This window comes from Dactylosporangium sp. NPDC051087 (assembly GCF_055586325.1).
Genome location: NZ_JBVJIJ010000002.1, coordinates 597,062 through 614,615 on the forward strand (window position 1 = coordinate 597,062; position 17,554 = coordinate 614,615).

Below are 17,554 nucleotides of genomic sequence, written 5' to 3' on the forward strand. Positions count from 1 at the left end.
TCGGGTGCTAAACGGGAGCGGGCCTCTTCGGGGGTACCGCTCCCGGGTACCGGTCGGCCATGAAACGCCCGGTGCTTGTGCTGCTGCTCCTCGTGGGCATCTCCGTGCTGCTGCCTTCCCCCGCGCTGGCTGACCCTCCGCCGTTCTGGGCCCCCGCCATCCCTTCCGCGCCGCCGTTCCCCACGTCCTCGTCCTCGCCGCCGCCCGCGTATTCCGTTCCCGTTCCCGCGGCGGCAGCCGTGCCGGCCCGCCCGGCGGCACCCGAGCCGGGGTTCGCCAACGACGTCCGCATCGCGCTGCGGATCGTCGAACGCTACTGGAGCTCCCGGATCGTCGGCTTCCGTCCCGTGTCCCGGGTCGTGCCGTACCGCATCGACGGCGAGGTCATGTGCGGCTCCCAGCCGATCCCGACCGAGAACGCCGCCTACTGCCCCGTCGGCGACTTCATCGCCTACGACGTCAACTGGTCCCAGAAGGTCTACGAACAACTCGGCGACGCCTTCGTCTTCTACCTCCTCGGCCACGAGTACGGCCACGCCATCCAGAACCGCCTGGGCATCAACTACGCCTTCACCATCTACCAGGAACTCCAGGCGGACTGCTTCTCCGGCGCGTACATCGGCGACTCCATCAAGGTCGGCGACTTCACCCTCGAGGACGGCGACCTGGACGAACTGCGCGACGGCCTCCTCTCCGTCGCCGACCCCGAAGACGAACCCTGGTTCCAGGAAGGCGCCCACGGCTCCGCCGCCCAACGCACCGGCGCCTTCTTCGACGGCTATGAACAGAGCCTCGACGCCTGCGACATGCCTGCCTCGTACCACGGCTGAACCTGCGGTACCGTCACCCCTGTCAATAGCCCATCGTGGCGGGGAGGACGCGATGAGTGATCAACGGCCGGGCTCGGACCGATGACGGAGACCTATCACCGGTGGCGGCTGCCCCAGTTGTGGGAGATGCTCGCCGCCGACGACGCCGCGAACGCCCACCTGCACCTGGCGACCCTGCGCCGCCAGCAGACCGCCCTGGAAACCCACCGCGACCGCCTCCGCACCCTGCGGGACCATCTCACCGAGGCCTGGCCCCCACAGAAGAGCGAAGCCGCCACAGCATTCATCGACAAGTTGAACGACATGATCGACGCGATGACCGGTGCGGCTCGTGGCGCGGGCGAGGTCCGGACCAATCTTGCCCACATTCTCGACGTGCTCCAGGAGTCGCGTTCGAAGATGGCGGCGCTGGTCGCTGAGTACGAGAAGGTGTCCGAGGTGGCCGACCCCCGGATCAGCCAGCACGCCAAGAAGCTGCTGGATCAGCGAGCACGCGACGTGCTGATCGCGGCGGACGCCACCGTCGTGAAGGCCCTGGGGCCGCTCGACGTGCCACTGCCGGTGTACACGCGGTTCAGTGCGCAAGGCGTGATTCCGGTCGCCACACCCGGTGAGACGCGTCCGGGCAGCACCGGAGGCGGTAACGTCCTCCACCCCGCACCGATCGGGGGTGCCGCACTGACTGGCCTGCACGCGCCGCGATTCGATCCACCGGCCGCCGCCATGGTCCCCGACGACCTCGCGCTCGCCGGTGGGCAGGCCCCTGACGTCGTGCCGTCGTCCGGTTCGCCGGCATCCGGCCGGTCAGTCGGCGGTGAGGCTCTCACATACCCGGTCATCGGGACGCGTGGTTTCGTCCGGGAGGGCGGATCTGTCGGTCAGACTGTCACGACGCGGCCTGTCGGGGCGCCGGGGACCGGGGGAGCGGCCAGCCGTGGCGACGGCACCGCGGCGGCGATGCACCGCCCGTCGGCAGTGACCCCGGCGATGGGGAGACCCTCCAGCGCCGGCGTCGAGCATCCGGCAAGCCGCCGTCCACCACGGGGCGACGGCGACGGCACATGGACGGTCCCGGAAGGGGTGCGGCCAGTGCTCGAAGCCACAGAGCCGGCCGCGCACGATCCGGGTCCAGGCGTGCTCGGGATCGACCGTTGAGGTTGATCACCCGGATCGCGATGGTGGCTGCGTCATCAACTGCGCTCGTGCTGGCGTCGTCGTTCAGCGCCGAAGCCGATCAGATCCGCGACCGGCAGTGGCACATCGCAGCGCTCGACATCCCCGCGGCCCAGAGCGTCAGCCAGGGCGAGGGCGTGCTGGTGGCGGTCGCAGACACCGGCGTCGATGCCAGCCGCAGCGAGCTCGCCGCCGCGGTGGTCCCTGGAAAAGAGTTCGGTGAGCAGGCGAGCGGTGACGGCAGGACGGACACCGACGGGCACGGCACGGCGATGGCCGGCCTGATCGCAGGCCGCGGACTCACCGGCGGCTCCGGCGTCCTCGGCGTGGCTCCGAAGGCGCAGATCCTGCCGGTCCGCACGGTCCGCAGCGAGTTCGGCGGCTCACCGGTGAACCTTGCAGCGGGCATCGAGTGGGCAGTGTCGCAGAAGGCGCAGGTCATCTGCATCGCCGCGGGCACGAGCGAATACCCCGAGGTCCGACGAGCGGTGGAGGCCGCCATTGCCGCGGATGCGGTGGTGGTGGCGTCGGCCGGCAACACGACGACCGCGAAACAGGTCGCATTCCCCGCGACCATCCCAGGTGTCGTGGCGGTCGCCGGGACCGACAAGAACGGCGACCACGCGCCGATCTCCGCAGCCGGACCGCAGGTCACGCTCGCCGCACCGGCGGTCGACATCGTGTCGACGGGAGCGTTCGGCAAATACGTCACCGGCGAAGGCACCAGCAATTCGGCGGCGATCGTGGCTGGGGTGGTGGCGTTGGTGCGGGCGAAGTTTCCGCGGTTGCCGGCCGCCGAGGTTGTCCGGCGGCTGACCGTGACCGCGACCGACCGGGGAAAGCCGGGCCGGGACGACGAATACGGGTACGGCATCGTCGATCCTGTCGCGGCGTTGACGGCTTCGGTACCGCCGACGTCGCCGGCTTCGGTCGGGCCCTCGTCCTCGTCGTCGCCGTCGCCGGGGCGGTCGTCGGTCGGGTGGGCGATCGTCGGTGGGGGAGTGGTGCTTGCGGGTGCGGGGTTGCTGGCCTGGCGCCGGCGGCGCGGACGATAGGTTTCGTCACGCTTCGCGGTTGCCGCGATTCTGGGCGTCAGGGGGCTCGGGTGGTGCGGTACCGTCACGTCTGTCTATTGCACATCGTGGCGGGGAGGACGCGGTGAGTGATCATGCGGCGGGGTTCACGGTCGATCTGGAAGCGGTGCGTTCGTTCGGGGCCGGCCTGCGCGGCGACCTGACCGCGCACCTGTCACCCGAGCACGAGCAGATCCTCCGCACGTTCGTCGACACACCGTCCTTCGGCACCCGCACGGCCAGCCCGGACGTGCAGGCGGCGGCAACGGCGTACCACCGGAAACTCATCGAACTGCTCGACCTCATGGACACGTTCGTCCACAACGGCGAGGTGTTCGTGCAGGCCGCCGAAGAGGTGGCGGCCGCATACGCGCAGGCCGACACGCTGAGCGGCGAGCAGTTCAAGACAGCGCTGGCCGTCGCCTCGACCAAGGTCGACACAGCGCTGTGGGCCGCCCAGCACGACCCGAAGACGGGCAGGTCGATCTGATGGCCGAGTCGTACGGTCGCTGGCGGCTGCCCCAGCTGTGGGAGATGGTCGCCGCCGACGACGCCGCGAACGCCCACCTGCACCTTGCCACGTTGCGCCGCCAGCAGACCGCTCTGGAAACCCAGCGGGACCGCCTGCGAACGCTGCGGGACCAGCTCGCCGAAGCCTGGCCCCCACAAAAGAGCGAAGCGGCGACCGCTTTCATCCAGCGCCTCAACGACATGATCCGTGCCATGTCCCTAACGGCCAGTGGTGCCGCGGACGTCCGCACCAATCTGGGTCTGATCGTCGATGCGATACATCAGGCGCGCGGTGAGCTGGCACCGCTAGTCGAGGAGTACGAGAAGACGGAGCGGGTGCCCGATCAACGAATCGGACAGCTCGCACGCAAACTCTTGGACGAGCGTGCCCGCCGTGTGCTCATTGCCACGGATGCGGCGGTTGCCGAGCCGGCCGCTGGTCTGGACGTCCTTCTTCCCACCTATGAGCGGATCAGCCTGGCGGCGGATGGTCCCGTGCTGCCAGCTTCCAGCGGCGGGTCTGGCTCGGGCGGGTCGGCCGGCGGTGGTTCTGGTCGATCGGCCGTCAGCCGTTTCCCAGCTCCGCGGTTCGACCCGCCCGAATCGACGCCTGTGCCGACACGGGATGACCCGATTCTGCTGGCCACCGGGGGACTTGAAGACGCAGGCCACAGTCCGATCGCTTCTCTTCCAGGAACTGCTGACAGTGTTCGAACAATTGGTGGCGCTGGGGTTGTTTCACCCTTCGGTCCGGGCCGAGTTCTGGGTGCGGACCCGCGCTTCGGTCTTGGGCCTGTCAGCGGAAGCGCCGCTGCGAATGGCGCGCCGATGCGAGGTGTGATCGGTGGACCTCCGGCAGCTCCTCGACCGGGCGGCGCGACGGCCGCTCGTCCGCTGGCGGCGCATCCGGCGGGTCGCGCCGGATCGCACCGGGACGCATCGTTCGAGGAGTATGCGCATCGTCGGCGAATGGCGCATGCCGACCAGGACGAATCATGGTCGGCCCCCAGAGGCGTTCCTCCGGTGATCGAGCCACCCGAGATTCGTCCTCACGAACCGGGACCAGGCGTTCTCGGGATTGACCGTTGAGAGCGGTGCGTCCGGCCGTCGTCGGCAGTGTGACCGCCTTCATCATCGGCGCTATGCTGCCAAGTCCGGCGATGGCTGACGTCGTCCGCGACCGGCAGTGGCATTTGGCAGCGCTGCAGATCTCGCAGGCTCACAAGCTCAGCGAGGGACAAGGGGTGCTCGTCGCCGTCACCGACACCGGTGTCGACGATCGTCATGCGGAATTGACCGGGGCCGTGATATCCGGCAAGGAGTTCGGCGAGCAACCGACCGGCAACGGCAAGGCCGACACGGATGGGCATGGCACCGCCATGGCCGGTCTCATCGCGGGTCGCGGGCTGCCGAACGGCGGCGGCGTGCTCGGTATCGCGCCAAAGGCGACCATCCTGCCTGTGCAGACGGTTCACAGCGAGTTCGGGGGCTCGCCGATCGACCTCGGAGAAGGCATCACCTGGGCGGTGTCCCAAGGCGCGAAGGTCATCTGTGTCGCGGCCGTCACAAGCGAATACCCACAGCTTAGGGCCGCTGTTGAAGCCGCCGTCAAAGCTGATGTCGTGGTGGTTGCGGGGGTGGGTAACGCGCCGAAGAACAAGCAGGTGGGGTTTCCGGCGAAGGTGCCCGGGGTGGTGGCGGTCGCGGGGACGGACAAGGACGGGAAGCATGCCGCGATCTCGGCGACAGGGCCTGAAGTCGTGCTGGCGGCGCCGGCGGTGGACATCGTTTCCACCGGGGCGTTCGGGAAGTACGTGACGGGGGAGGGGACCAGCAACTCGACGGCGATCGTGGCCGGGGTCGTGGCGTTGGTGCGGGCGAAATATCCCCAGCTCCCCGCCGCAGAGGTCGTCCGGAGGCTCACCGCGACCGCGACCGACAAAGGCAAGCCCGGCCGGGACGACGAGTACGGCTTCGGCATCGTCGACCCCGTCAAGGCGCTCACCGCCGACCTGCCGCCGTCCGTACAGCCGGGAAGTGGGCCTTCGCAGAGTGCCGGGCCTGGGAACGGTGGGGCCGGCGTGGGGGCCGGGTGGGTTGTGGTGGGGGTCGGTGTGGTTGGGGGAGCGGTTCTCTGGTGGGTGCGACGCAGGACACGTTAGGGGCTAGGGAGCGCGGGTACCTAGCGCCGAATGCGAGACACGCTCAACGACACGGTGGAGCCGCTCGGCATTGCGCTCGGGGCGGCGCTGATTGCGTTGTTGCTGGTGCAGGCGGTGCATCTGGTGCTGCTGCGGGCGGGGCGGCGGTCGGCGTTGCTGACCGAGCTGGCGAACAAGGCGCACCGGCCGACGCAGTTCGTGGTGGTGCTGTCGGCGGTGTACCTCGTGATCCGGGACACCGCGGACGAGGCCGAGTGGCGGCACACGTTTTTGCACGTGGAGCAGCTGGTCATCATCGGGACGGCGGCGTGGCTGTTGGCGGCGTTGCTGGTGGTGGCGGAGGAAGCGGCGCTGGCGCGGTTCAGGACGGACGTGCCGGACAACCGGCAGGCGCGGCGCGTGCACACCCAGGTGGTGATGATCCGGCGGGTCACGGTGGCCACGGTCGCGGTGCTCGCGGGCGGGGTGATGCTGATGACGTTCCCGCAGGCCCGGATACTCGGCACGAGTGTGATCGCCAGTGCGGGGTTCGCTGGGATCGTCGCCGGTCTGGCGGCGCAGAGTGTGCTGCGCAATGTGTTCGCCGGGTTGCAGCTGGCGTTCAGTGACGCGGTGCGGCTGGGTGACGTCGTGATCGTCGAGGAGCAGTGGGGGCGGATTCAGGAGATCACGCTGTCGTACGTGGTCGTGCACGTGTGGGACGACCGGCGGCTGATCCTGCCGACGTCGTACTTCACGGAGAAGCCGTTCCAGAACTGGACGCGGACCGAGGCGGCGCTGCTCGGGGACGTCATGCTCGACGTCGACTGGTGGCTGCCGGTGCCGGAGGCGCGGGAGGAGCTGCGCCGTGCGCTGGAGTCCACCGACCTGTGGGACGGGCGGGTGTCGGTGCTGCAGGTCGTGGAGGCGACGGGCAGCGCGATGCGGCTGCGGGCCCTGGTGAGCGCGACCGACGCGCCGAAGCTGTGGGACCTGCGGTGCTTCATCCGGGAGCACATGGTGACGTGGCTGCGTGACGCGCACCCGTCGTCGCTGCCGCGCGTACGGGCGGAGATGACCTCGGCGATGCCGCTGCACGCGACGCTGACCGGGCAGACCCACACGGCGGACAGCGACGCCCGGGTGTTCAGTCACAGTGTCGACGGCCGGGCCCGCGCGGAGGCGTTCACGGGTGGCGAGCGGGAGCACTGAGCAGCCGCGCGGCCACCAGTACCGCCAGAATCCCCGCGGTCACGACCAGTGACGGGCCGGCGAAGGTGCCGGCCAGGACCAGGACCGCGGCGGCCGGCTCCAGCCACGTCCGTGGCCGGATGTGCAGCGCCCACAACGCGACCAGCAGGACGGCGACCGGGATCGTCACGGGCGCGCCGGACAGATCGGGGCGTTCGACGACGGCGGCGATGCCGGCCCCGATCGCCGCCGCGGCCGCGAACACCACGTAGTGCCCGTACCCCCAGATGAACGCATGCCTGTTGTCCACCAGGATCTCGTGGGCGGGCCGGTCGAAGTACAGCCACCAGAACGCGAACACGATGACCAGCCCGCTCGCGGCCACCCACCACAGGCGGTCCTGCACGAAGCCGGCCTGCACCGCCACGGTCGTGGACAGCACGATCTCGCCGAGCACGATGATGAACAGCAGCCCGTACCGCTCCGAGATGTGATGCGGGTGCCACGGCGTCGGGCGGACGCGCTCCGCCCACATCGGCACGGCCAGCTCCGCGGCGACCATCACGAAGAAGAGCACCAGGTGTGTCGTCCCGTGGGTGAGCAGGATCAGCCCCCAGCCGATCATGCACACCGACACCCCGAGGGCCATCCGCCGGGCGGTGCGGCGGCCCTCGGCGACGGACGACGCCCGCAGCCACTGGGTGACCAGGGCCGCGCGCATGATGACGTACCCGACGGTGACCGTGCCGAAGTGGCCGTGGAACGCGTCCGGGACCCCGGCGGCGAGCACGAGGACCCCGGCGATCTGCACCAGGGTCGTCAGCCGGTAGGCGACGTCGTCGGTGTCGTACGCCGACGCGAACCACGTGAAGTTCATCCACGCCCACCACACGGAGAAGAACACCGTCAGATAGGCGACGATCCCGTGCAGTACGTCACCCTCGGCGACCGCGTGGTGCAGCAACTGTGCCGTGAGGGCGATCGCCACCACGAAACACAGGTCGAACAGCAGCTCGAGCGGCGTCGCGACCCGGTGCGGCTCGTGGGTGTCGCGCGTGCCCATCGGCAGACGCCACTGAGAGCGGGGAGACATCGTCCGATTATCGGGGAAACCCCCGGTGGACAGTGTCTCAACTGATGGCTCCCCCGTGGGTCGGCCGAATCGTCACGGCGCGGAGGGGCTAGCCTCAGTGTGTGACTCGACGCGCAAAAATCGTCTGTACGCTCGGACCAGCTGTTTCTTCGCCCGAGCGAATTCGCGGCCTCGTCGACGCCGGGATGGACGTCGCGCGGCTCAACTTCAGCCACGGCAGCCATGAGGACCACGCCGCGGTGTTCGCTCTCGTTCGTGAGGCCGCCGCTGCCGCCGGCCGTTCCGTGGGCATTCTCGCCGACCTCCAGGGTCCCAAGATCCGGCTCGGTCGCTTCGCCAACGGACCGCACGAGTGGCGCACCGGTGACACGGCGGTCATCACCAGCGACGACGTGGTCGGCACCGCCGACCGGGTCTCGTGCACCTACACCAAGCTGCCGCAGGAAGTGAAGGCCGGCGACCGGCTGCTGATCGACGACGGCAAGGTTGCCGTCGAGGTCACCAGCGTCGAAGGCAACGACATCACCGTCCTCGTCACCGAGGGCGGCATGGTCTCCAACAACAAGGGCGTCTCACTGCCCAACGTCGCGGTGAGCGTCCCCGCCCTGTCCGACAAGGACGCCGAGGACCTCCGGTTCGCGCTGCAGCTCGGCGCCGACTGGATCGCGTTGTCGTTCGTGCGTTCGCCCGACGACATCAAGCTCGTCCACGAGATCATGGACGAGGAGCGGGTGCACCGCCCGGTCATCGCCAAGGTCGAGAAGCCCGAGGCGGTCGCCGCCCTCGAGCAGATCGTCGCGGCCTTCGACGGCGTCATGGTCGCCCGCGGCGACCTCGGCGTCGAGATGCCGCTGGACCAGGTGCCGCTCGTGCAGAAGCGGGCCGTCCAGCTGTGCCGCGAGTCGGCGAAGCCGGTCATCGTCGCCACGCAGATGCTCGACTCCATGATCGAGAATGCCCGCCCGACCCGCGCGGAGGCGTCCGACGTCGCCAACGCGGTGCTCGACGGTGCCGACGCCGTCATGCTCTCCGGCGAGACCAGCGTCGGGCGCTACCCGATCATCACCGTGGCCACGATGGCGCGGATCATCGCGACCACCGAGGGCGGCTCGCTGTCGGTGCCGCGGCTGCAGCACGACCCCCGCACCCGCGGTGGCGCGCTCACCAACGCCGCGTCCAACATCGCCCGCAACATCGGCGCCAAGGCGCTGGTCGCCTTCTCGCAGACCGGTGACACGGTCCGCCGGCTCGCCCGGCTGCACTGCGAGCTGCCGCTGCTGGCGTTCACGCCGGAGCCGACGGTGCGCAACCAGCTGGCCCTCTCGTGGGGCGTGCAGACGTTCGACGTGCCGTTCGTCCAGCACACCGACGAGATGTTCCAGCAGGTCGACATGGCGATGGTCGGGCTGCCCTGGCTCAGCGCCGGCGACGACGTCGTCATCGTCGCGGGCTCCCCGCCCGGGACGCCCGGCTCGACCAACACCCTGCGCGTGCACACGCTGGGAGCACTGTCACACGAACACGGGGCGTGATTGCCTCTAGATTGCAGGGGTGGATGAGCTCGCAAGCGGACAGACGGCAGTAGACGCACTCGTCCGGCTCCTGGATCTTGAAGCGCTGGGGGACGACCGGTTCCTGGGCATCAGCCCGCCGGTCGGCCCCCAGCGCGTCTTCGGCGGGCAGGTCGCCGGCCAGGCGCTCGTCGCCGCCGGCCGCACCGTCGACCCGCAGCGCCAGGTGCACTCGCTGCACGGCTACTTCGTGCGCCCCGGCGACCCGACGGAGCCGATCACCTACGCGGTGGAGAACATCCGCGACGGGCGCTCCTTCTCGGTGCGCCGCTCGGTGGCCAAGCAGCACGGCGAGGTCATCTTCTTCATGTCGGCGTCGTTCCACGTCCCCGAGGACGGCCTGGACCACCACGAGGCCGCCCCGTCCGACGTGCCGCCGCCCGAAGAGGTCCCGACCATGGCGGAGCGGCTCTCGGACTACCCGGAGCGGGCCGGCATCTGGGCGATCATCCCGCGCCCCATCGACGTGCGCTACGTCGGCGAGCCCGGCTGGGTCCGCCCCGGCGACCGCCCCGCCTCCCCGACGCAACGCGTCTGGATGCGCATCGACGGCAAGCTCCCCGACGACCCCCTGCTGCACGCGTGCGCGCTCACGTTCGCCTCGGACCTGACGCTGCTGGACTCGGTGCTGGCCGTGCACGGCGCCGTCTGGGGCCCCGGCGGCTTCGTCGGCGCCAGCCTCGACCACGCCCTGTGGTTCCACCGGGGGTTCCGGGCCGACGAGTGGTTCCTCTACGACTCGGTCAGCCCGTCGGCCTCCGACGCCCGCGGCCTCGCCACCGGCCGCATGTTCACCCGCGACGGCCGCCACATCGCGACCGCCGTGCAGGAAGGCCTGTTGCGACGCGTGGGAGGATGAAGCATGCGCCTTTCAGCCCGGGTCGACTACGCCCTCCGCGCGGTGGCGGAGCTCGCGGCGTCGGCCGGTGACGGCAAGCTGGTGACCGCCGACCGCCTGGCGTCCGCCCAGCAGATCCCACCCAAGTTCCTCGAGAGCATCCTGCTGCAGCTGCGCCGTGGCGGCATCGTCGTCGCGCAGCGCGGCCCCGAGGGCGGTTACCGGCTCGCCCGGCCCGCCGCCGAGATCAGCCTCGCCGAGATCATTCGCGTGATCGACGGCCCCCTCGCCAACGTCCGCGGCCAGCGCCCCGAAGACCTCGGCTATCACGGCGCCGCGTCCGCATTGCAGGACGTGTGGATCGCCCTGCGTGCCAACGAGCGTCTCATCCTCGAGACGGTCACCATCGAGGACGTGGTCACCGGCGAGCTCCCCGAGCGCGTCCGCGACCTCGTCGCCGACCCCCGGGCCTGGGTCTGACCGACGTCCGTCGAGCAGGGCCACGACCGCGGCAGACAGGCCGAAAGCCAAGGCCGAAGCCAACGCCCGAAAGCCAAAGGTCAAAGGCAAAGGCCAAAAGCCAAGAGCCGAAGCGCCCTGCTCACGTTCGTCGTGGCCGAGGTCCGTTGCTCCCGTCAGCCGCCGGTCAGGCCGTGGACGGCCTGCCCTCTCCCGCCGCTGGTGGTGGCCGTAGGCCGCGGCCGTCCCGGCCGCGAACGACCGTCAACAAAATCACTCGCTATTTCCGATCATTTCGATAGGAGATAGACTGCCGGGATGATCGTCGTGCTCTCGGGGAACCCGCGTCCGCACTCCCGGACGCTGCACCTGGCGGAGGAGGTCGGCGCCGCGCTCGCGGACCGGCTCGGCCAGCCGGTGCCGCACACCATCGACGTGGCCGCCCTCGGCACCCGGCTGCTGCAGACCGGCGACGGCGCGGTCGCCGACGCGCTCGGCAGGCTGCGTCGGGCCAGCGTGCTGGTGGTGGCGACGCCGACGTACAAGGGCACGTACACGGGCGTCCTGAAGGTCCTGCTCGACCTGCTCCCGGCGGAAGGCCTCAAGGACGTCGCCGCGGTGACCGTGGTGACCGCCGGGGTCCGCCCGCAGGCCGACGCCACCGAGCGGCACCTGCGCGAGCTGCTCGGCGAGCTCGGCGCGGTCCCGGTGACCCCGGGCCTGGCCGTCGTCGAGTCGGAGCTGGCGAACGCGGGGACCGCCGCCGCCGAATACGTGGCCCAGGTCGGCGACGAGTTCACCGCCGGCGCCACCACCTGACACCACCCCGACACCGGCACACCGGGCAAGCGGGAGAGCCGGCGCGCGGGCCCAGGACGGGCACGGCAGGGCACAGCCCCACGACGCAGCGGGCAGGCCGGGCGCGGCGAGCGCGGCGAGCAGCGTGCGGGCGCAGCGGGCAGGCAGGCGCGGCGGGCGCGGCAGAGGCGGTGCAGGCACGACGAGCAGGCACGACGAGCAGACACGACGAGCAGACACGACGAGCAGACACGACGAGCAGACACGACGAGCAGACACGACGAGCAGACACGACGAGCAGACACGACGAGCAGGCACGACGAGCAGGCAAGGTGCGGGCACGGGTGCAGGCGTGGCGAGCGGGCCGGGTGCGGGCCGGATCCGGGCCGGGTGCAGGCGTGGCGTGCAGGCGTGGCGTGCAGGCGTGGCGAGCAGGCGTGGCGAGCAGGCGTGGCGAGCAGGCGTGGACCGGCGGAGGGTCAGCGTCCGATGAGGTTGCCGGCCATGGCGAGCGGCGAGTCGTCGGCGATCTCGGCCTGGTCGCTCAGCACGTTGAGCGAGCGGGCGATGCTCACCAGCGCGTAGGTCTGCGTGATCTGCAGGGTCCGGTCCATCTGCAGGTCGTCGGCCATGTCCAGCTCGTCGCGGATGGCGTGCAGGAAGCCCTCGGCCGCCTGCAGATAGGGGTCGTGCGCCTTAGACATGACCTGAGCGTAGGTCCGGAACCCGCGGCCCACCCCCGGTTCCGGGACTTTCAGCGGACCGCCGGGGCCGGGTTCAGCCGGCCGCCGGGCCGGGACGGCTCAGCGAGGCTGCCAGGCCTGCGGCGGCGTGGTGAGCCGCCGGACGTGGGCGGGCATCCGGCCGCGGACCACGTCGGCGAGGCTGACCTCGTCGAGGACGTTGCGGACGGCGGCGCGGACCGCCACCCACAGCTGCTGCAGGTGCTCGGCGGTGCCGGAATACATCGCCTCCTCCGGCCGGACGCCGCGGACCTCGGCGAGGGGGCCGTCGACGGCGCGCAGGACGTCGCCGACCATGATCTCCGACGGCTGGCGGGTCAGGACGTAGCCGCCGTCGACGCCGCGCTGGCCGCGGACGAGGCCCGCCCGCCGCAGGTCGCCGAGGACCGCCTCGAGGAACTTCCTGGGCATCTCCTGCTCGTCGGCGAGCCCGGCGGCCGACACGACCGCGGGGTAGGCGGCCGCCAGGCCGAGCGAGGCGCGCACCGCGTAGTCGCCGCGTGCCGAGATGTGCATGGCAAAGACTGCCTTCCCGCTTCAGAGTATCGCCGGGCCCGTGGCGGGCGCCGAGGGCCTGCCACGGGGCTGGCTTTCGCAAGCCAGCCGGTGGGGAATGTCCGGTACCAATGTAGGGTGCGCGCCTGCGGGCGGTCGCCGGGGTAGCGTTGTCGGATTATGCGACCAGACGAACGCGTGGGCGAGCGCGCATCCGAACCGCCCGCGGAGCCCAGACGCGGCGCCGATCACAACGTGATGCGCGAGGTCAACCGTTCGCTGGTGCTGGCACTGGTCAAGGAGGGTGGGCCGGTCTCGCGCGCGAGCATCGCCCGGTCGACCACCCTGGCGAAGCCGACGGTGTCCGCGATCGTCGACGAGCTGATCGCCGACGGTCTGGTCCGCGAGATCGGGCCGGGGTCGACCGCGGTGAGCGGCGGGCGCCCGCCGATCCTGCTGGAGTTCAACGCCCGCTCCCAGCTGGTGGTCGGCGCCCACATCGGGGCCCGGCGCACCACCGTCGCGATCGGTGACGCCGCGGGGGAGGAGATCGCCCGGCGGGAGTTCCCGACCCCGACGGCGCTGGCCGCCGGTACACCGGCCGCGGTGAGCACGGGCGTGGCGCCGGCCGACGCGTTGCGGATGGTGGCCGCCGAGGCCCGGGCCGCGATCGAGAGCACGGCGCTGCCGACCGCCAGGCTCGCCGCCGTCGGCGCGGTGCTGCCGGGGCTCACCGACTTCCACACCGGGGTGTGCCTGCTGGCGCCCAACCTCGGCTGGCGCGACGTGCCCGTCCGCGACATCCTCGCCGCCGAGCTCGGCGCGCCCGTCTACGTGCACAACGCCGGTCAGGCCGCCGCGGTCGCCGAGAACCTGGAGGGTGCCGGCGGCCGGGTCGGGGACCTGGCGCTGCTGTATGCGGGCACGGGCCTCTCGGCCGGTGTCCTGTCCGACGGCAGGGTCTTCCACGGCGTCGGCGGCACGGCGGGCGAGATCGGGCACAACGCGGTCCCCGGCAACGAGGAGCCGTGCAACTGCGGCAACGTCGGCTGCCTGGAGACGGTCGCGTCCGGCCCGGCGATCGTCCGCGCGGTCCGCCGGGCCCTGGACAAGGGCGCCGCGTCGAGTCTGGCGGAGCTCGGCACGTTCGACGCGCGGGACGTGACCGCGGCGGCCCGGGCCGGCGACGCCCTCGCCGCGTCGGTCATCGCCGAGGTCGGCGAGCACCTGGGCCTCGCCGCGTCGTGGCTGATCAACGCGTACAACCCGGCGGTCGTCGTCGTGGGCGGCGGCCTGGCGCCGATCGGGGACCTGCTGCTGGACCCGCTGCGGGCGGCGGTGGCGCGGCACGCCCTGGCGCCGGCGCTGCGCGGCGTCGAGATCCGCGCGTCGGTGCTCGGTCCGGACGCCGAGGTGCGCGGCGCGGTCCTGCTGGCGCTGCAGCACTCGGAGACCTATTACCGGGTGGTCTTCCGCGCCTGAACCCGCGTCCCGCCGTTGTCCCTGCAACACTTTGTCCGCATCGAACCGGATATTTCGGCATACGTAGCCTCGCGAAACAGGGTTAGTTCTGATATTGAACTAACCCTGCCGAGCGGCGTAGGGTGCTAACCGTCCGCCAACGAACACCCCGCCTAAGAGGTATTCCATGAACGATTACCAGCCCAGCCGCGCCGACAAGTTCTCGTTCGGGCTGTGGACCGTCGGCTGGCAGGCCCAGGACGTCTTCGGCGGGCCGACCCGCGCCCCGCTCGACTCCGTCGAGGCCGTCCACCGGCTGTCCGACCTCGGCGCCGCCGCGGTCACGTTCCACGACGACGACCTGTTCCCCTTCGGCAGCGACGACGCGACCCGCGACCACCTGATCTCGCGGTTCAAGGACGCGCTCAAGGCGACCGGCATCCGCGTCGAGATGGTCACCACCAACCTCTTCAGCCACCCGATCTTCAAGGACGGCGGCTTCACCTCCAACGACCGCGCGGTCCGCCGCTTCGCGATCAAGAAGGTGCTGCGCAACATCGACCTGGCGGCGGAGCTCGGCGCGGAGACCTACGTGCTGTGGGGCGGCCGTGAGGGTGCGGAGTCCGGCGGGGCCAAGGACGTGTCGGCGGCGCTGGACCGCTACCGCGAGGGGCTCAACCTCCTCTGCGCGTACGTGCGCGACCAGGGCTACGACATCCGCTTCGCCCTCGAGCCGAAGCCCAACGAGCCCCGCGGCGACATCCTGCTGCCGACGATCGGCCACGCCCTCGCGCTGATCTCGACCCTGGAGGAGCCCGACCGCGTCGGCCTCAACCCCGAGGTCGGGCACGAGGAGATGGCGGGCCTCAACTTCGCGCACGGCATCGCCCAGGCGCTGTGGCACGGCAAGCTCTTCCACATCGACCTCAACGGCCAGCACGGTCCCCGCTTCGACCAGGACCTGCGCTTCGGCGCCGGCAACCTGCGCGGCGCGTTCTGGACCGTCGACGTGCTGGAGACCGGTGGGTACACCGGCTACCGCCACTTCGACTACAAGCCGCCGCGCACCGAGGACTACGACGGCGTGTGGGAGACCGCGCGCGCCTGCATGCGCAACTACCTGATCCTCAAGGAGCGGGTGGCGTCGTTCCGGGCCGACCCGGAGGTCGCCGCGGCTCTCGAGGCGGCCCGGGTCAACGAGCTCTACGAGCCGACCCTCGGCGAGGGCGAGACGATCGAGTCGCTGCGCGCCGAGGAGTTCGACGTCGACAAGCTCGCCGCCCGCGGTGGCGCGTTCGAATACCTCGACCAGCTGGCGATGGAGCACCTGCTGGGCGTCCGGTCATGACCCAACGGCTGGTGGCGGGCGTCGACACGTCCACCCAGTCGACGAAGGTGCTCGTCTGCGACGCGGACACCGGTGAGGTCGTGCGGGAAGGTCGCGCCGGGCATCCCGACGCGACCGAGGTCGACCCGGCCCACTGGTGGCGGGCGTTCGGTGAGGCGACCGGCGACGGGCTGCTCGACGGCGTGGCCGCGATCGGCATCGGCGGGCAGCAGCACGGGATGGTGCTGCTCGACGAGGCCGGCGACGTCGTGCGCGACGCCCTGCTGTGGAACGACACCCGCTCCGCCGGCGCGGCCACCGACCTGATCACCGAGCTGCCGGGCGGCGCCGCCGCGTGGGCCGCCGCGACCGGGTCGGTGCCGGTGGCCAGCTTCACCGTGACGAAGCTGCGGTGGGTCGCCGAGCACGAGCCGGACAACGCGGCCCGCGCCGCGAGCGTCATGCTGCCGCACGACTGGATCACCCACCTGCTGCGCGCGGACAAGGGCGCCGGCCCGACCACCGACCGGGGCGACGCGTCCGGGACGGGCTACTGGTCGCCGGCCTCCGGGTCGTACCAGACGGAGCTGCTGCGGATGGCGTTCGGCAAGGACCTCGCCGTGCCACGGGTCGCCGGCCCGGCCGAGGTGGTGGGTGAGACCGTCGCCGGTGCCCTTCTTGCGCCGGGCACCGGCGACAACATGGCCGCCGCGCTCGGGCTCGGCCTGCGCCCCGGCGACATCGTCGTGTCGCTGGGCACCTCCGGCACGGTGTTCGGGGTGTCGGAGCGGCCGCTCGCGGACGCCAGCGGCACGGTCGCCGGGTTCGCCGACGCGACCGGCCGGCACCTGCCGCTGGTCTGCACGCTCAACGCCGCACGTGTCCTGTCCACCGCCGCGGCGCTGCTCGGCGTCGACCTGTCCACATTGGACGAGCTGGCCCGGTCCGCGGGGCCGGGGGCGGGCGGGCTGACGCTGCTGCCGTACCTCGACGGGGAGCGCACCCCGAACCTGCCCGACGCGCGGGGGCTGCTCAACGGCCTCACCCGCGGCAACGCCACCCCGGCGAACCTGGCCCGGGCCGCCGTCGAAGGGATGCTGTGCGGTCTCGCCGACGGCATCGACGCGGTGCGGACCCTCGGGGTGCCGGTCGAGCGGGTCCTGCTCATCGGCGGTGCGGCGGCGTCCGCCGCGGTCCGCGAGGTCGCGCCGGCGCTCTTCGGGGTGCCGGTCGCGGTGCCGGACCCGGGGGAGTACGTCGCCCTCGGCGCCGCCCGGCAGGCCGCGTGGGTCCTCGACGGCGGCGCGGAGGCGCCCGCCTGGCAGGTGCCGGGAACGGCGACCGGGACCCAGGTCGTGGCGGAGAGCCCGGCGCAGACCCGCAAGGTGTACGCCGACGTGCGGGACAGGGCGCAGGCGCTGCTGCGGTAGGACTGCCCGAGGGTGTTTGGTGAGGCGCCCGGTGGTGGGCGGGCCGGGATGTTGTTGGGGCATCCCGGCCCGGACCCGTTTTCTCCCTGGCATCCTGCCCTCGCCGCCCGGGTGGTGCGTCCGTGCGTGGCGGCGTGCGTCCGTGCTGTGCATCCGTGCGGTGCTGCTGGTGTGGCGGTCGCGGAACACGTGACCGGGGTTCCGGTGCCGGGTCGTCCGCCCGACGGCCCGACACCGGACTCCCGCGCGCCGGTTCCGCTCCCTCGTGCGGGGCCGGCGCTGGATCACGTTCGCAGGACAGACTTTGGGCCGTCCGTGTTGCGCGGAACGGTTCCGGGCCGGGAGCGCATGCGTTGCCGGGGCACACCGGACGACACCGTGTCCACCGGCCGGAGGACACGAAGAAGGGCCTCCCCGGGTG

Annotated in this window: 17 protein-coding genes; 14 read left to right on the forward strand and 3 right to left on the reverse strand. The window is 71.4% G+C overall.

The window, feature by feature from the left end:
• The first annotated feature begins 59 nt into the window (after positions 1-59).
• From ACZ6TV_RS06365 to ACZ6TV_RS06395, 7 genes are all read left to right on the forward strand, one after another.
• Positions 60-830, forward strand: a complete 771-nt coding sequence (locus ACZ6TV_RS06365; RefSeq protein ID WP_465295989.1) for a neutral zinc metallopeptidase — start codon at positions 60-62, stop codon at positions 828-830.
• An 81-nt stretch (positions 831-911) separates the two neighbouring features.
• Positions 912-1,985: a hypothetical protein gene (locus ACZ6TV_RS06370; RefSeq protein ID WP_465295991.1), complete on the forward strand. Its 1,074-nt coding sequence runs from the start codon at positions 912-914 to the stop codon at positions 1,983-1,985.
• Positions 1,892-3,058, forward strand: coding sequence for a S8 family serine peptidase (locus ACZ6TV_RS06375; RefSeq protein WP_465295993.1), 1,167 nt, complete (start codon positions 1,892-1,894; stop codon positions 3,056-3,058). Before ACZ6TV_RS06370 ends, ACZ6TV_RS06375 begins: the two co-directional genes overlap by 94 nt.
• A 103-nt stretch (positions 3,059-3,161) precedes the next feature.
• Complete coding sequence (locus ACZ6TV_RS06380) at positions 3,162-3,566, forward strand: hypothetical protein (protein ID WP_465295995.1); 405 nt, start codon at positions 3,162-3,164, stop codon at positions 3,564-3,566.
• The gene (locus tag ACZ6TV_RS06385; RefSeq protein WP_465295997.1) at positions 3,566-4,675 is read left to right on the forward strand and encodes a hypothetical protein; all 1,110 of its coding nucleotides are present in this window, start codon (positions 3,566-3,568) and stop codon (positions 4,673-4,675) included. The genes ACZ6TV_RS06380 and ACZ6TV_RS06385 overlap by 1 nt, the downstream gene beginning before the upstream one ends.
• Before the next feature lie 29 nt (positions 4,676-4,704).
• A complete protein-coding gene (locus tag ACZ6TV_RS06390) occupies positions 4,705-5,748 on the forward strand; it encodes a S8 family serine peptidase (RefSeq protein WP_465295999.1) in 1,044 nt (347 codons plus the stop codon).
• Between the two features lie 30 nt (positions 5,749-5,778).
• Positions 5,779-6,939: a mechanosensitive ion channel family protein gene (locus ACZ6TV_RS06395; RefSeq protein ID WP_465296001.1), complete on the forward strand. Its 1,161-nt coding sequence runs from the start codon at positions 5,779-5,781 to the stop codon at positions 6,937-6,939.
• Here the strand turns inward: ACZ6TV_RS06395 and ACZ6TV_RS06400 are convergent.
• Positions 6,914-8,011, reverse strand: a complete 1,098-nt coding sequence (locus tag ACZ6TV_RS06400) for a low temperature requirement protein A (RefSeq protein ID WP_465296003.1) — start codon at positions 8,009-8,011, stop codon at positions 6,914-6,916. The genes ACZ6TV_RS06395 and ACZ6TV_RS06400 overlap by 26 nt on opposite strands.
• Positions 8,012-8,112: 101 nt before the next feature.
• Between ACZ6TV_RS06400 and pyk the strand changes: the two genes are divergently transcribed.
• The 4 genes from pyk (at position 8,113) to ACZ6TV_RS06420 (ending at position 11,698) form a co-directional block, all read left to right on the forward strand.
• Positions 8,113-9,543, forward strand: coding sequence for a pyruvate kinase (gene pyk, locus ACZ6TV_RS06405; RefSeq protein WP_465296005.1), 1,431 nt, complete (start codon positions 8,113-8,115; stop codon positions 9,541-9,543).
• A 19-nt stretch (positions 9,544-9,562) separates the two neighbouring features.
• On the forward strand, positions 9,563-10,441 hold the full coding sequence (locus ACZ6TV_RS06410; RefSeq protein WP_465296007.1) for an acyl-CoA thioesterase: 879 nt from the start codon (positions 9,563-9,565) through the stop codon (positions 10,439-10,441).
• Between the two features lie 3 nt (positions 10,442-10,444).
• Positions 10,445-10,900 carry an RrF2 family transcriptional regulator gene (locus ACZ6TV_RS06415; protein ID WP_363523565.1) on the forward strand — a complete coding sequence of 152 codons (456 nt, stop codon included), beginning with the start codon at positions 10,445-10,447 and terminating at the stop codon, positions 10,898-10,900.
• Positions 10,901-11,197: 297 nt separating this feature from the next.
• On the forward strand, positions 11,198-11,698 hold the full coding sequence (locus tag ACZ6TV_RS06420; RefSeq protein WP_465296009.1) for an NADPH-dependent FMN reductase: 501 nt from the start codon (positions 11,198-11,200) through the stop codon (positions 11,696-11,698).
• Positions 11,699-12,156: 458 nt separating this feature from the next.
• On the opposite strand, the gene ACZ6TV_RS06425 is transcribed toward ACZ6TV_RS06420, so the two are convergent.
• A complete protein-coding gene (locus ACZ6TV_RS06425) occupies positions 12,157-12,381 on the reverse strand; it encodes a hypothetical protein (protein ID WP_465296011.1) in 225 nt (74 codons plus the stop codon).
• 99 nt (positions 12,382-12,480) lie between these two features.
• A complete protein-coding gene (locus tag ACZ6TV_RS06430; protein WP_033359691.1) occupies positions 12,481-12,936 on the reverse strand; it encodes an RrF2 family transcriptional regulator in 456 nt (151 codons plus the stop codon).
• Positions 12,937-13,173: 237 nt separating this feature from the next.
• Here ACZ6TV_RS06430 and ACZ6TV_RS06435 point away from each other — a divergent pair, with 237 nt between their 5' ends.
• The 3 genes from ACZ6TV_RS06435 to xylB all read left to right on the forward strand — a co-directional run bounded on the left by ACZ6TV_RS06435 (position 13,174) and on the right by xylB (position 17,133).
• Positions 13,174-14,397: an ROK family protein gene (locus ACZ6TV_RS06435; protein WP_465296014.1), complete on the forward strand. Its 1,224-nt coding sequence runs from the start codon at positions 13,174-13,176 to the stop codon at positions 14,395-14,397.
• Between the two features lie 166 nt (positions 14,398-14,563).
• Positions 14,564-15,724: a xylose isomerase gene (xylA, locus tag ACZ6TV_RS06440; RefSeq protein ID WP_465296016.1), complete on the forward strand. Its 1,161-nt coding sequence runs from the start codon at positions 14,564-14,566 to the stop codon at positions 15,722-15,724.
• Positions 15,721-17,133 carry a xylulokinase gene (xylB, locus tag ACZ6TV_RS06445; protein ID WP_465296018.1) on the forward strand — a complete coding sequence of 471 codons (1,413 nt, stop codon included), beginning with the start codon at positions 15,721-15,723 and terminating at the stop codon, positions 17,131-17,133. The genes xylA and xylB overlap by 4 nt, the downstream gene beginning before the upstream one ends.
• The last annotated feature ends 421 nt before the right edge of the window (positions 17,134-17,554 follow it).

What these genes read in the sequence shown, in the direction of transcription:
- ACZ6TV_RS06365 (WP_465295989.1), top strand. Translation starts at nt 60, where the DNA reads ATGAAACGCCCGGTGCTTGTGCTGCTGCTCCTCGTGGGCATCTCCGTG.
- ACZ6TV_RS06370 (WP_465295991.1), top strand. Translation starts at nt 912, where the DNA reads ATGACGGAGACCTATCACCGGTGGCGGCTGCCCCAGTTGTGGGAGATG.
- ACZ6TV_RS06375 (WP_465295993.1), top strand. Translation starts at nt 1,892, where the DNA reads ATGGACGGTCCCGGAAGGGGTGCGGCCAGTGCTCGAAGCCACAGAGCC.
- ACZ6TV_RS06385 (WP_465295997.1), top strand. Translation starts at nt 3,566, where the DNA reads ATGGCCGAGTCGTACGGTCGCTGGCGGCTGCCCCAGCTGTGGGAGATG.
- ACZ6TV_RS06395 (WP_465296001.1), top strand. Translation starts at nt 5,779, where the DNA reads ATGCGAGACACGCTCAACGACACGGTGGAGCCGCTCGGCATTGCGCTC.
- ACZ6TV_RS06400 (WP_465296003.1), bottom strand. Translation starts at nt 8,011, where the DNA reads ATGTCTCCCCGCTCTCAGTGGCGTCTGCCGATGGGCACGCGCGACACC.
- ACZ6TV_RS06415 (WP_363523565.1), top strand. Translation starts at nt 10,445, where the DNA reads ATGCGCCTTTCAGCCCGGGTCGACTACGCCCTCCGCGCGGTGGCGGAG.
- ACZ6TV_RS06420 (WP_465296009.1), top strand. Translation starts at nt 11,198, where the DNA reads ATGATCGTCGTGCTCTCGGGGAACCCGCGTCCGCACTCCCGGACGCTG.
- ACZ6TV_RS06425 (WP_465296011.1), bottom strand. Translation starts at nt 12,381, where the DNA reads ATGTCTAAGGCGCACGACCCCTATCTGCAGGCGGCCGAGGGCTTCCTG.
- ACZ6TV_RS06430 (WP_033359691.1), bottom strand. Translation starts at nt 12,936, where the DNA reads ATGCACATCTCGGCACGCGGCGACTACGCGGTGCGCGCCTCGCTCGGC.
- ACZ6TV_RS06435 (WP_465296014.1), top strand. Translation starts at nt 13,174, where the DNA reads ATGCGCGAGGTCAACCGTTCGCTGGTGCTGGCACTGGTCAAGGAGGGT.
- xylA (WP_465296016.1), top strand. Translation starts at nt 14,564, where the DNA reads ATGAACGATTACCAGCCCAGCCGCGCCGACAAGTTCTCGTTCGGGCTG.
- xylB (WP_465296018.1), top strand. Translation starts at nt 15,721, where the DNA reads ATGACCCAACGGCTGGTGGCGGGCGTCGACACGTCCACCCAGTCGACG.